Source organism: Marinomonas gallaica (assembly GCF_001639745.1).
Taxonomy (GTDB): Bacteria; Pseudomonadota; Gammaproteobacteria; order Pseudomonadales; family Marinomonadaceae; genus Marinomonas; species Marinomonas gallaica.
In genome coordinates this window covers 1-13704 of sequence record NZ_LTAX01000034.1, presented here as the reverse complement: position 1 = coordinate 13704, position 13704 = coordinate 1, and the positions used below count along the sequence as shown (strand labels likewise).

The following is a 13704-nucleotide window of genomic DNA, read 5'->3' as shown; positions in this document are numbered from 1 at the left end:
GGAGCAAATATGAGCACGATCACCTATCAACAAAAATTAGTATCAGTGGCAGAGACCACATTATCGATTCATTTGCGCTTGCTCGAAAACCCCTCCCAAGCTTTACATTTTCTTCATGGTAATGGCTTTGCGGTACGCAGCTATGACGCTTTGTTAGAAGGCATTGCAGAGTTGGAGGATCTCATGCTGCAGGATGCGGCGGGTCATGGTTTATCTCCTGCAGGTGATCGATTTGCGGGATGGGAAGAGTCTTCATATCGCTTTTATCGGGCGTTAATAGAGCAGAAACAGATTCAGCAATGGAAAGATTTAGTCGGCGTGGGTCATAGCTTTGGGGGGTGTATGACGCTACTCATGAATCATCGTGAACCGCAGCTATTTAAGCAAATGGTCCTGTTGGATCCGGCTTGGTATCCACCAGAAATGATTGCGCAATTGAACGATATGAATGAGCAGGATAAACGCTCAAAGTTGCTTCTGGTTCGACAAACCGAGCGTCGGCGAACGCTGTGGCGTGATACACAGGAAGTACTGAGCCGTCTGCGAGGTCGAGGGACGTTTGCGGGGTGGCAAGATCGGTGTTTACAGGATTATGTGACGTATTCAACGCATGAAAACAAGGAAGGTTTTCGACAATTAAATTGTCCACCATGGCTTGAAGCCGCTGTATTTGGTAGCTCTCCTAGTATGTTATGGCAAGCGATAGCGCAGCTTGAGACACCAACATATGTGATTTGGGGGACGGATACGCATGAAATGTTTCAAGCATCCTATCGCTTAGCGCAAACAATGAACTCAAATCTACGATTTATTGAAGTGCAAGGTGACCATTGTTTTATGATGCAGCAGCCGGAGCAAACCGCACGCTTGGTGCGTGCGGTGATTGATCATAACGGTGAAACCATTGATGCGTTAAAACGCTCGGGGTTTGTACTTAGGTGCGACGATTTACCGCCGCATTGGCTAAGTTAATCAGGGCTTGCTTATAAGGTGAATCAGGTAAAATGCTGATTGCAGAAATAGCGAGGTCAGATTGTTTTCTGGCTTCAGCCTCTGTGTATTCGATCGCGCCACAATCACGTACATCGGCAAGAATAGTCTCTAGATTTTCTAGGCCGCCGGTCTCTATGGCGGATCGTACGCGTTGTTTGGTCTCCTCAGTTCCATGCTTCATGGTAAAGATCAGCGGTAAGGTCGGTTTTCCTTCTGCTAGATCGTCGCCCACACTCTTGCCCATTTCTTCTGCTGTGGAAGTGTAGTCCATAACGTCATCGATGAGCTGGAATGCAGTTCCAACATACATACCATACTGGCGTAGCGCTTCTTGGTAGACGTCGCTGGCTTCGGCCACCACAGCGCCACATAAGGCAGCACCTTCAAACAGTTTTGCTGTTTTGTATTGGATGACTTTGATGTAGCTTTCTTCGGTAGTATCTGGGTCGCCGCAGTTGATTAGCTGCTGAACTTCACCTTCCGAGATGATGTTGGTAGTACCAGATAGGATTTCCATACATTGGAAACTGCCTACGTCGACCATGATTTGAAACGCTCGAGTATATAGAAAATCTCCTACCAAGACGCTGGGCGCATTGCCCCATTCTTCATTGGCGGTTTTTTTGCCGCGGCGCATATCGGATTCGTCAACCACGTCATCATGTAGCAATGTAGCGGTGTGAATGAACTCGATAATAGAGGCCATTTTCACGGCATTGCTCAAAGAGGTTTCACTAAGACCGTTAGCAGATTGTGCAGCACGGGCTGACAGTAACACCATTAGCGGGCGCAAACGCTTGCCGCCATTACTAATGATATAGTAACCAATTTGCTCGATGAGAGGGATCTCGCTCTTAAGTTGCGAAACAATGTAGTCATTTACTTGACCGAATTCATCGGCCACCACGTCATGAATATTAGTAGGTTGCATGGAACTTCCGAAGCTAAAATATAGTCAAGCCGAACAGCAAGAGGCGTCAATGCTAGGTAAGCTCCTACAGCGGGTCAACCCAAAACAGTAAAAATACTGATCGGAAGGTGAATTGGCTTGTTTTTGTTGGTTCTCTTTTGTACAATTCGGCGTCCGATTTGCCCACACTTTTGCTCCCTATCATATGGTGAAATGTAAGCCCTTGAAGGGTATATGTTTGTAAGCCACTAGAAGTAGGTCAAATACAATCCAGTAGCCGGGCAAATTCATTTGGAGAGAGATAATGTTTGCAGTGATCAAAACAGGCGGTAAGCAATACCGTGTACAAGAAGGTCAAACTCTTAAAGTTGAGAAACTAGCTGTTGAAGCCGGTTCTGCAATCGACTTTAACGAAGTTCTTCTTGTAAGCAACGGCGACGACGTAAAAGTTGGCGCGCCAGTTGTTGAAGGCGTGAAAGTGACAGCTGAAGTTGTTGCACACGGCCGTGGCGACAAAGTTAAAATCTTGAAATTCCGTCGTCGTAAGCACTCTATGAAACGCCAAGGTCACCGTCAGTGGTTCACAGAAGTGAAAATCACTGGTATTAACTAATTAAGCGTTTAAAGATTTAATATTTAGGAGTAAATCATGGCTCATAAGAAAGCTGGTGGTAGTACTAAAAACGGTCGCGACAGTCAGTCGAAACGCTTAGGTGTTAAACGTTTCGGCGGTCAGGTTGTGATCCCAGGTAATATTCTTGTTCGTCAACGTGGTACTGAATTCCACGCAGGCGAAGGCGTTCGTGTTGGTAAAGACCACACTTTGTTCGCTGTTGCTGAAGGTCAAGTGAAATTCGAAGTGAAAGGTAAATTCAAGCGTCGCACAGTTTCTGTTGTGTCTGCTGCCTAATCGCATCGCGAATCACTAAAAAAGAGCTCCGCAGCGCGGGGCTTTTTTTTTGGAAAAATTCTATAATCAGGGCGGTTGAACTCTGATAACGCACCTAAGAGGTGATTTTGTGAAATTTGTTGATGAAGCCACGATTTATGTTCGCGCAGGTAAAGGTGGTAACGGTGCTTTAAGCTTTTGGCGAGAAAAGTTCGTCGCCAAAGGTGGCCCAGACGGTGGCGATGGTGGTGACGGCGGCAGTGTGATGTTGGTGGCCGACGAGTCATTGAATACACTGATCGATTTCCGTTTTACCAAAAAATACATTGCTGAAAATGGTCAAGGTGGCCAAGGCCGCGATATGACTGGCTCTAAAGCGCCGGATCTTGAGATCAAAGTGCCGGTTGGTACAACGGTTATTGATGAAGATACTGGTGAGACGCTAGGCGATTTAGTGCAAATTGGTCAGCGCTTGAAAGTGGCGCAAGGTGGCCATAAAGGTTTGGGGAATACTCGCTTTAAATCGAGTACAAACCGTGCGCCGCGTCAAACGACGAAAGGGACGGTGGGTGAAGAGCGTAACCTCAAGTTAGAGATGAAAGTCTTGGCAGACGTGGGGCTGTTGGGGCTGCCGAATGCGGGTAAGTCTACCTTCATCCGTTCAGTGTCATCGGCTAAGCCAAAGGTGGCGGATTATCCGTTTACTACGCTGGTGCCAAACCTTGGTGTGGTAAAAGTTAAGAAGCATCAAAGCTTCGTAATTGCCGATATTCCAGGAATCATTGAAGGTGCGGCAGAAGGTGCGGGTTTAGGGATTCGATTCTTAAAGCACTTGGTGCGTAACCGTATTCTTTTGCATATCGTTGATATGGCGCCTTGGGACGACGTGACACCTGCGCAAGCGGCTCAGATTGCGGTGAATGAACTGCATGAATTCTCGCCTGCATTGGCGGAGAAACGTGAGCGCTGGCTGGTTCTGAACAAGCTTGATATGGTGCCAGAAAGTGAGCGTGAGGAACGCTGTCAAAGTGTGATCGACGCATTGAACTGGGAAGGTAAAACGTACCGTATCTCAGCGATTTCCGGTGAAGGGACTGAGGTTCTGTGTCTTGATCTGATGACCGCGCTAGACGAAAAACGTGAACTGTTAGCCGAAGATGACAATGCTCGAGCTGAAGAGCGCGCAATTCGTGAATTGATTGATGAAGAAGGTCGCGATCGCATTCGTCTACTTCGTAAGAATCGCCGTAATGGCTCGGACGACGATGACTTTGATGAAGACGATTACGATGTGGACGTTGAATACGTTCGATAAACTTTTAGTGAGATAAGCTGTAGATGGACATGAGAGAGAAGATTGCATCCGCTCAACGAGTGGTTGTAAAAATAGGTAGCGCTTTATTGACTAACGATGGTCAAGGGCTAGATGTCGGCAATATTGGGCTTTGGGTTGCGCAGATTGCACAACTGCGAGCTCAGGGTAAAGAGGTAGTATTAGTCTCTTCCGGCTCCATTGCGGCAGGCATGAAACGCCTAGGCTTCTCTTCACGACCGACACAAGTAAACGAATTGCAAGCCGCTGCCGCGGTAGGGCAGATGGAGCTAGTAGGCGTTTACGAATCTCATTTTGAAGTGCATGGTCTGTGTACCGCGCAAATTTTGCTGACACACGACGACTTATCCAACCGTCGCCGATACTTAAACGCCCGATCTTCGCTGCGAACGCTGTTAAAGCTTGGCGCTGTACCCATAGTTAATGAGAATGACACCGTTGTAACCGACGAGATCCGTTTTGGTGATAACGATACCTTAGGGGCGTTGGTTGCTAACTTGGTTGAGGCGGATGTATTGATTATTTTGACGGATCAGCAAGGGTTGTTTGATAAAAACCCTCGTGATCATAAAGATGCAACATTAATACAGCATGCTTCAGCAAGCGATGACACTCTGGACGCTATGGCGAGCGGTGGTGCTGGCGTTTTGGGTACGGGGGGGATGCTGACGAAAGTTCGTGCAGCGCGCTTAGCGGCGCGCTCAGGCGCTCACACAGTGATTGCATCCGGTCGTGAGGGGAGTGTTATTTTGCGAGTCGCAAATGGCGAGAATCTAGGGACATGGTTGCAACCTGAGCATGGTCGTTCGGCTTCTCGTAAGCAATGGCTGGCAGGACATCTTAAGAGTCGCGGCACTTTGATTATTGATGATGGTGCGGTACGTGCTTTGCGTCAATCTGGCACCAGTTTACTTCCGGTTGGTATTAAAGACGCCGAAGGAACGTTCTCGCGAGGCGATATGGTGATCTGTGTGGATCAGCTTGGAAATATCGTAGCGCGTGGTTTGGTGAACTACAGTATTGCTGAAACACTTAAGTTGTTAGGTAAACCATCCAGCGAGCGTTATGCCATTTTAGGCTATGAGGGCGAGCCAGAGTTGATTCATCGCGATGACCTAGTGATTATTTAGAGGAAGCGGTTGCATGGCAAAACCTGGGAAAATTGGCTTAGAGCGCATGTTGGATGCTACGCGTTACTCTTATCAAGGACTGCGTGCTCAGTGGCGTTATGAGGCGTCGTTTCGTCAAGAGGTGTGGCTATTTTTGGTGGCTCTGCCGTTGGCGTTGTGGTTTGGAGATTCAGCCCTAGAGAAAGCGTTGATGATTTTTTCAGTCGGTATTGTTTTAGTAGTGGAAACCATTAACTCGAGTATTGAGGCGATTGTTGACCGCATCAGTGATGAAAAGCATGAATTATCAGGTCGTGCGAAAGATTTAGGCTCAGCGGCCGTCATGTTAAGTTTGAGTTTAGCGGGAGTGGTTTGGTTGTTCTTGCTGTTTAACTAGTAGAGCCGAAGCGTGTAAAGACTAGACATAAAAAAACCGGCTCACGCCGGTTTTTTTATGGGATTAGGCCAATGCTTTGATTTTAGCATTCAAGCGGCTCTTATGGCGAGCTGCTTTGTTTTTGTGATATAGGCCTTTGTCAGCTGCTTTGTCTAGTTTAGACGCTGCAACAGAGTATGCTGCTTGAGCTTCTTCTTGATTTCCTGCTTCAATAGCTGCATCTACTTTTTTCAAGTATGTGCGCACCATAGAGCGCAGGCTACCGTTGTGAGCGCGACGCTTGATCGCCTGGCGCGCACGTTTTTTTGAACCGGCGGAGTTTGCCACAGTCTGGCTCCTTCAATCTTCTATAATTAAAACGATACAACGGGCTGTTGAGTCGCTTGTGAATGTCAAGTTTAAACTTGAAAATCTCGCGGCGGATTTTACCAGTTTTTGGCTTTGCTACAACCCCAAACACACATTATTACTCGTGAAAAGTATATTTTTTGGCTGTTTGGTCACCAGCTAAATGCTATTCTTGGGCAAATTTTCAGGCAGAACATGATCTTATGTCGAACACGCCATCGGTTAAAAGTCGATCACTATTACGTTCCGGGTTACTGGTTTCTATTTGTACATTTCTTTCTCGCATCCTTGGGCTGGCTCGTGATGCCTCATTGGCTTATGTATTAGGTGCCAGTGCAGGTGCCGATGCCTTTTATGTGGCCTTTAAAATCCCGAACTTTTTTCGTCGTTTATTTGCGGAAGGCGCGTTTGCTCAAGCGTTTGTCCCTGTGTTAAGCGATTATCGCGTTAACGAAGGGCACGATGCTGTGCGTGAGCTCATTGCGGCGGTGACAGGGTCGTTGACCTTGGTGTTGCTGGCAATGACGGCCATCTTCATGGTGGCATCTCCTTGGGTTGTGTATGTGTTTGCGCCAGGTTTTTCGGATAATCCGGGGCAGCTGGCGTTGGCGTCGACGTTGTTGACCGTGACTTTTCCATATTTGCTATTTATATCACTCACCGCATTGGCGGGCGGGATACTAAACGCCCACGGTGAATACGGTGTGCCGGCCATTACGCCTATCTTTTTAAATATTTCATTGTTGGTAGCAACATTAGGTTTTGCCAGCAGTGCCAGCCAAGCAGAGTTGAGTATTGCTTGGGGGGTGTTTGCTGCCGGTGTTGTGCAGCTGTTGTTTCAAGTGCCTTTTTTAGCTCGGTTAAAATTGTTGCCGCGCCCAAAAGTGGGGTTTGCTCATCCTGGCGTGAAGCGTATTTTGTTATTAATGGGGCCAGCGTTGTTTGGTGTGTCAGTTGGTCAGATTAATTTATTACTAGATACGGTGCTGGCGTCATTGCTTGAAACGGGCAGTATCACTTGGCTTTATCTGTCGGATCGTTTGTATGAATTACCGTTAGGTATTTTTGCGATTGCCATCAGTACCGTTATTTTGCCGTCACTGTCGCGTAGTTTTTCGAGCGAGCGCAGCGCGCATTTCGCGAACACCTTGGATTGGGGGTTGCGTTTACTGTTATTGATTTCGGTCCCTTCGGCGTTGGCTCTGTGTATTTTAGCTAAGCCTATTATTGCGACGGTTTTCTATCGTGGTGAGTTAACGGCTCATGACGTCGATATGGCAGCGATGAGTTTGCAGGCCTATTCGTTGGGATTGGTCTTTATGATGTTGATTAAAGTATTGGCGCCGGGGTATTACGCACGCCAAGATACAAAAACACCGGTTAAAATTGGGGTTATCGCGATGATTGCCAATATGGTGTTTAACGTAATATTGGTTTGGCCTCTAGGGCACGTGGGCTTGGCTCTAGCGACAAGTTTATCAGCAGGGTTGAATGCATTGCTGCTTTGGATTGGATTGCACCGTGATGGTTGCCACCGTTTTTCACGAAATTGGTGGTTAATACTTCGAGTTTTATTGCTTGGTTCGAGCTTGTTACTGGCTTGGTTGTGGTATTACCAGAGTTTGAATGTTGCTTGGACGGACATTTCCAGTTGGCAGCGTATTCGGCATATGGCGATCGTAGTGGTCGTTGGTGTGCTGCTTTATGGTGTGGGTTTGCTGGCGGCGGGTCTAAGAATGCGTCATTTGCGCGCGCAAGATTAAGTTGCGGGTGTGTTGCTCCCTACCTTTGCGGGGGGGAGTACTATATAATCGCGGTTATTTTTTCAGCGGCTAATTGAGTTTTTGCCGGTACGAGGTGATATGGAACTGGTTCGGGGTATTCACAATCTCCAAGACGCGCAACGTAATGGTGTGCTGACAATTGGTAATTTTGATGGCGTACATCTTGGGCATCAGGCGATCCTTAACCGAGTTAAGTCATTAGCTGAGCACTATCGGGCGCCGTCGGGCATTATGATCTTTGAGCCGCAGCCGCGCGAGTTTTTTGCGCCCCAAGATGCGCCTGGTCGTTTGTCTCGCTTGCGCGATAAAGTGGCATTATTATCGAAGCATGATATCGATTATGTTCTTTGCATGCCGTTTAATACGCGACTACGGACATTAGATGCGCACGCTTTCTGCCAGCAAATATTGCATGACGGTTTAGCGGTTAAGCATTTGGTGGTCGGTGATGACTTCCGCTTTGGATGTGACCGTCAAGGCAACTTTGAATACTTAGAAGCGTTTGGCGCCCAGCATGGGTTTGATGTTGAGAATACGTCGTCCATTTTAAATGGGGAAGGTTTGCGTATCAGTAGCTCCTTGGTGCGACAACAATTAAACCAAGGTGATATGGTGTCAGCACAGGCGATGTTAGGTCACCCAATTACCATGCGTGGCCGAGTGGTTGGCGGCCAACAGTTGGCACGCCGTTTAGGCTTCCCAACCGCTAATATCTTTTTGAAAGGCGTTACCCCTGCTTTGTCTGGGGTGTACGCAGTGACCGTTCCAGTGGATGGGAAGGAATACTCGGGTGTGGCAAACATCGGAGTTCGGCCAACAGTAGATGGCAAAACGCCAATACTTGAGGTGCACTTATTTAATTTTAGTGGCGATGTGTACACCCAATATTTAGAGGTGACATTCCGCCAGTTTATTCGTCCTGAGCGCAAAATGAATGGCTTGGACGAATTGGAAAAACAAATTCAATGTGACAAAGAAGAGGCGCTTCGCTTCTTCTCCAATCAGTGACCGATGATCTTTGAGGATAAATCGAATAACCATGAGTGATTATAAACCAACGCTGAATTTGCCAGAAACCGCATTCCCTATGCGTGGTGATCTAGCAAAACGTGAGCCTGCGATGTTGCAACGCTGGCAAGATATGGATCTTTACAACAAAGTACGTGAAGTGAGTAAAGGACGTAAGTCTTTTATTCTTCATGACGGCCCTCCATACGCCAACGGTAGCATTCACATTGGTCACGCGGTTAACAAAATCCTCAAAGACATTATTGTTAAATCTAAAACCGTTAGTGGATACGATGCACCGTACATTCCTGGTTGGGACTGTCATGGCTTGCCGATCGAGCACAAAGTTGAGCAGATGATCGGTAAAGCGGGCGATAAAGTATCGTTCAAAGATTTCCGCGCAAAGTGTCGTGAGTACGCTTACACGCAAGTGGAAGAGCAGAAGAAAGACTTCATCCGTCTGGGTGTGATGGGCGACTGGGAAAATCCTTACCTAACGATGAACTTCGTTACCGAAGCGAACATCGTGCGCGCATTGGGTAAAATCGCTGAAAACGGCCATCTAGTAAAAGGCTTCAAGCCTGTTTACTGGAGTGTTGTGGGTGGTTCGGCACTGGCCGAAGCGGAAGTGGAATATCAAGATAAAACGTCTTTGTCTTTAGATGTGCGTTATGCACCACAAGACGAAGCCGCGTTTTTAGGTAAGTTCTCTGATGTCGAAGGTGAGGGCAAAGTGTCGGTTGTCATTTGGACCACCACGCCTTGGACGCTGCCTGCCAGCCAAGCGGTATCGATCCATCCAGAATTCAACTACGCATTGGTCGAAGTGGATATGGGGGCGGGTAAAGAGCGTCTTGTATTTGCTGAAGATATGGTCGAAGGCATCATGCAGCGTTACGGTCACGAAGCGTATCGTATCGTTGGTCGTGCCGTAGGCGCAGATCTAGGTGGCTTGGTGCTTAATCATCCATTTATGGAACGTGATATCCCTGTTTTGCTAGGCGAGCACGTGACTGCGGACGCCGGTACGGGTTGTGTGCACACCGCCCCCGACCATGGCGTTGACGACTTTAACGTGGGTCGCGCAAATGGTATCGGTACCATTAACCTAGTCCAAGACAATGGTGTTTACTCTGATGCGGCGGGTGAATTCGCGGGTTTGCACGTTTACAAAGTAGACGATGCTGTATTGGAAGCCTTAGGTCGTAACGATGCGCTGGTATTCCAATCGAAAATTTTCCACAGCTACCCACATTGCTGGCGTACCAAAACACCTTTGATCTTCCGTGCGACGCCGCAATGGTTTATCAGCATGGATGAGAAGGGCTTACTGGATGATGCTAAAGCCGCTGTGAAAGGTGTTAAATGGACGCCTTCATGGGGTCAAAACCGTATGGAAGGGATGTTGAACAATAGCCCAGACTGGTGTGTATCACGTCAGCGTACGTGGGGTGTGCCAATTGCACTGTTCATCAACAAAGAAACACAAGAGCTTCACCCAGAAACGCCTCGTCTTATCGAAGAAGTCGCACAACGTATCGAAAAAGAAGGTATGGATGCGTGGTTCGAGATGGATGCTGCAGAACTGTTGGGTGAGGAAGCTGACAAATACAGCAAAGTTTCCGATACGCTAGACGTATGGTTCGACTCAGGTGTGACACATTACTCAGTCATTGATCAGCGCGACGAGCTAAGCTTCCCAGCAGATTTATACTTAGAAGGTTCGGATCAGCATCGCGGTTGGTTCCAGTCGTCGTTGAAAACCTCGATCGCCATCCGTGGCGTGCCACCGTATAAAGGTGTCTTAACACACGGTTTCACCGTTGATGGTGATGGCCGCAAGATGTCGAAGTCGCTGGGTAACGTGGTCTCGCCTCAGAAAGTAATGCAGACATTGGGAGCAGACATCATTCGTCTTTGGGTCGCTGCAACCGATTACACGGGTGAAATGACCGTTTCTGACGAGATTCTAAAACGTGTTGCAGACGGCTATCGCCGTATCCGTAATACAGCGCGCTTCATGTTGGCGAACCTGACTGGATTTGATCCGGCAAAAGATTTAGTGGCGCCTGAGAACATGATTGCACTGGACCGTTGGATCGTGGACCGTGCAGCTCAATTGCAGAAAGAGATCGACGAAGCGTATAACGAGTATCAGTTCCTTGCTGTGGTGCAGAAGATTCAAAATTTCTGTTCATTGGATTTGGGTGGTTTCTATCTAGATGTCATCAAAGATCGTCAGTACACCACACAAGAAGACAGCTTGGCGCGTCGTTCTGCGCAAACGGCGTTGTACCATATTGCCGAAGCGTTCACTCGTTGGATTGCCCCGATTTTGAGCTTCACCGCCGATGAAATCTGGCAAGAATTACCAGGCGAGCATTCAGAATCTGTATTCCTAGATACCTGGTATGAAGGCTTATTTGAACTGAGCGGTGATGAAGCGCTGGGTCGCCATTTCTGGAAGCAAGTATTGGATGTCAAAATGGCCACCAATAAAGTGCTTGAGGCGGTGCGTAAGGAAGGCAAGATTAAGGCGAGCCTAAGTGCTGAGATTACACTTTACTGCGACGCTGAGTTGCAAGCGACACTATCGAAGTTGGGTGATGAGCTGCGTTTCGTCTTGATTTCTTCTGAAGCGAACGTTGCATCTTTGGCTGATGCGCCTGCAGATGCGGCAGAAACAGAGCTTGCTGGCTTGAAAGTAGCTGTATTGGTGAGCGAAAAAGAGAAATGTGTTCGTTGCTGGCATCACCGTGAAGAAGTGGGCAAGCGCGAGTCTCATCCTGAGCTATGTGATCGTTGTATCTCGAACCTGCCGGAAGGCGAGGGCGAGCAGCGCCATTTCGCGTAATGATGATGCGAACGAGCATACAAAGAGTCCAGCGCTGGTGGGCGCTGGCAATTGCTGTTTTTGCCTTGGATTGGGTGACCAAACAAGGCATTGAGGCAAACTTATACTATGGGCAGGAGATTCCTCTTCTGCCTTTCTTTGACTTAACGTTGCGTTACAACACCGGTGCTGCATTCAGCTTTTTGGCTGAAGCGGGCGGATGGCAGCGTTGGTTCTTTTCTTTGATTGCGATGGCTGTCGTCATAGGCATCAGTTGGCGACTGTCAAAAATCGGTCACACTCATAAGCTAGAAGCGTTGTCATTAACGCTGATTATGTCGGGCGCTATTGGCAACCTGCATGATCGTTTGTCTTATGGACATGTTATCGATTTTATTCAAGTCCATTGGCAATCCACTTGGTATTTTCCAGCGTTTAACATTGCTGACAGTGCGATCACTGTGGGAGTGGTTTTAATGTTGGCAGAGGGGTTGTTTCAGAAAAAACCCAAGGGTAAACAGAATGACGATTAATGAACAAAGCCGAATTACGTTACATTTTGAATTGGCTTTGGCGGATGGCCAGTTAGTTGATTCCAATTTTGACGGTGCGCCTGCACAGTTTGTTTACGGTGACGGCAGCTTATTGCCTGAGTTTGAAGCCGTATTGATTGGAATGTCAGCGGGTGATGAGGCAAGCTTTTCTATGGCGCCAGAAAAAGCCTTTGGCGCCCATAACCCGAGTAATGTGCAAACGATGGCTCGCAGCCAGTTTGGCATAGACATTGAAGAAGGTATGGTTGTATCGTTCGCTGATCAGGCGAAAAACGAATTACCTGGTGTCATAAAGAGCATTGGTGAGCAGCAGGTGGAAGTTGATTTTAATCACCCGTTGGCCGGTCATACTCTGATTTACCGTGTCAAAATTGTTGCGGTAGAGGAGGCCTAATGTCATTCGCTATTCATCTTGCGAATCCCCGAGGCTTTTGTGCTGGTGTGGATCGAGCTATCGAAATCGTTAAACGTTGTTTGGATATTTTTGAAGCGCCCATCTATGTTCGTCATGAAGTGGTGCATAACAAATTTGTCGTAGAGTCATTAAAAGAGCGCGGTGCCGTCTTTGTTGACGAATTAGACCAAGTTCCTGATGACCAGATTGTGATCTTTAGTGCGCATGGCGTATCGCAAGCGGTACGTAATGAAGCGGATCGTCGTGGCTTAAAAGTGTTTGATGCAACTTGTCCGTTAGTGACTAAAGTGCATATGGAAGTTGTGCGCTATTCACGAGACGGTATGGAGTGTGTATTGATTGGTCATGATGGTCACCCTGAAGTAGAAGGGACCATGGGCCAATACGATTCAAGCAAAGGCGGTGCTATTTACCTAGTTGAGCAGCCAGAAGATGTAGCCAGTCTAAAAGTGAACGATCCTAGTCGACTCGCTTTCGTAACTCAGACAACATTATCAATGGATGATACGTCCATTGTGATTGATGCACTGCGCCAAAACTTCCCAGAGATCCAAGGGCCGAAAAAAGACGATATTTGTTATGCTACGCAGAACCGCCAAGATGCTGTGAAAATGCTAGCTCAAGAATGTGATCTTGTTCTCGTTGTTGGCTCCGTAAACAGCTCTAATTCTAACCGCTTGCGTGAGTTGGCTGGTCGTATGGGAACGGAAGCCTACTTAATTGATAACGCCAATGAGATTAAACCTGAATGGCTTGCGGGAATTTCTGCTGTAGGTATTACTGCAGGTGCGTCTGCACCTGAAGTGTTGGTTAATGAGGTCATTGAGCGATTAAAGCAAGAGGGTGGAGAAGCGCCTCGTGAGTTAGAGGGGCGCGAAGAGAACGTATCTTTCTCCATGCCTAAAGAGCTTCGCATTGTCGACGTTACGTAACGCTTAGTAATAGGCTCTTAAAATTTATTAAAACTTTTTTTCAAAAAGTGCTTGCGCTGAAAATTCAGATGGGTATTATACGCACCCACTGACACGGACAACGCTTCACAACAACGAAGCACAACGCGTCAGACGCTCTTTAAAATAGATAATCAGATAATTTGTGTGGGCGCTCGCTGGAGACTTCTAAAAATTTTGA

General features: G+C 47.5%; 14 protein-coding genes. 12 read left to right on the top strand and 2 right to left on the bottom strand.

The features are described 5' to 3' along the window. The first annotated feature begins 9 nt into the window (after positions 1-9). Complete coding sequence (locus AYW76_RS18145) at positions 10-972, top strand: alpha/beta fold hydrolase (RefSeq protein WP_067223858.1); 963 nt, start codon at positions 10-12, stop codon at positions 970-972. Here AYW76_RS18145 and ispB read toward each other — a convergent pair. Then, positions 935-1924 (bottom strand): octaprenyl diphosphate synthase, encoded by a 990-nt coding sequence (gene ispB, locus AYW76_RS18140; protein WP_067037132.1) that lies wholly within the window; start codon positions 1922-1924, stop codon positions 935-937. The two genes, AYW76_RS18145 and ispB, sit on opposite strands and share 38 nt — an antisense overlap. A 283-nt stretch (positions 1925-2207) precedes the next feature. Here ispB and rplU point away from each other — a divergent pair, with 283 nt between their 5' ends. From rplU to AYW76_RS18115, 5 genes are all read left to right on the top strand, one after another. Then, entirely contained in the window at positions 2208-2516 is a 309-nt protein-coding gene (rplU, locus tag AYW76_RS18135) for a 50S ribosomal protein L21 (protein WP_067037134.1), read from the top strand. 36 nt (positions 2517-2552) lie between these two features. After that, complete coding sequence (gene rpmA / locus AYW76_RS18130) at positions 2553-2813, top strand: 50S ribosomal protein L27 (RefSeq protein WP_067037136.1); 261 nt, start codon at positions 2553-2555, stop codon at positions 2811-2813. A gap of 109 nt (positions 2814-2922) precedes the next feature. Continuing rightward, positions 2923-4107 (top strand): Obg family GTPase CgtA, encoded by a 1185-nt coding sequence (gene cgtA / locus AYW76_RS18125; protein WP_067037138.1) that lies wholly within the window; start codon positions 2923-2925, stop codon positions 4105-4107. Between the two features lie 23 nt (positions 4108-4130). Further along, positions 4131-5255, top strand: coding sequence for a glutamate 5-kinase (gene proB / locus AYW76_RS18120; RefSeq protein ID WP_139084535.1), 1125 nt, complete (start codon positions 4131-4133; stop codon positions 5253-5255). A 13-nt stretch (positions 5256-5268) separates the two neighbouring features. After that, on the top strand, positions 5269-5631 hold the full coding sequence (locus tag AYW76_RS18115; RefSeq protein WP_067037140.1) for a diacylglycerol kinase: 363 nt from the start codon (positions 5269-5271) through the stop codon (positions 5629-5631). A gap of 63 nt (positions 5632-5694) precedes the next feature. Here AYW76_RS18115 and rpsT read toward each other — a convergent pair whose 3' ends face one another. Next, positions 5695-5958: a 30S ribosomal protein S20 gene (gene rpsT, locus AYW76_RS18110; RefSeq protein WP_067037142.1), complete on the bottom strand. Its 264-nt coding sequence runs from the start codon at positions 5956-5958 to the stop codon at positions 5695-5697. A 224-nt stretch (positions 5959-6182) separates the two neighbouring features. On the opposite strand from rpsT, the gene murJ reads away from it, so the two are divergent. The 6 genes from murJ to ispH all read left to right on the top strand — a co-directional run bounded on the left by murJ (position 6183) and on the right by ispH (position 13505). Next, positions 6183-7742: a murein biosynthesis integral membrane protein MurJ gene (gene murJ, locus AYW76_RS18105; protein ID WP_067223883.1), complete on the top strand. Its 1560-nt coding sequence runs from the start codon at positions 6183-6185 to the stop codon at positions 7740-7742. Between the two features lie 99 nt (positions 7743-7841). Then, a complete protein-coding gene (gene ribF / locus AYW76_RS18100) occupies positions 7842-8771 on the top strand; it encodes a bifunctional riboflavin kinase/FAD synthetase (protein WP_067223855.1) in 930 nt (309 codons plus the stop codon). Between the two features lie 31 nt (positions 8772-8802). Further along, positions 8803-11625: an isoleucine--tRNA ligase gene (gene ileS, locus AYW76_RS18095; protein WP_067223852.1), complete on the top strand. Its 2823-nt coding sequence runs from the start codon at positions 8803-8805 to the stop codon at positions 11623-11625. After that, positions 11625-12137, top strand: a complete 513-nt coding sequence (gene lspA / locus AYW76_RS18090) for a signal peptidase II (RefSeq protein ID WP_331709471.1) — start codon at positions 11625-11627, stop codon at positions 12135-12137. The genes ileS and lspA overlap by 1 nt, the downstream gene beginning before the upstream one ends. Beyond that, entirely contained in the window at positions 12127-12552 is a 426-nt protein-coding gene (locus AYW76_RS18085; RefSeq protein ID WP_067223850.1) for an FKBP-type peptidyl-prolyl cis-trans isomerase, read from the top strand. The genes lspA and AYW76_RS18085 overlap by 11 nt, the downstream gene beginning before the upstream one ends. Continuing rightward, positions 12552-13505 carry a 4-hydroxy-3-methylbut-2-enyl diphosphate reductase gene (gene ispH, locus AYW76_RS18080; RefSeq protein WP_067223847.1) on the top strand — a complete coding sequence of 318 codons (954 nt, stop codon included), beginning with the start codon at positions 12552-12554 and terminating at the stop codon, positions 13503-13505. The genes AYW76_RS18085 and ispH overlap by 1 nt, the downstream gene beginning before the upstream one ends. Positions 13506-13704: the final 199 nt, after the last annotated feature.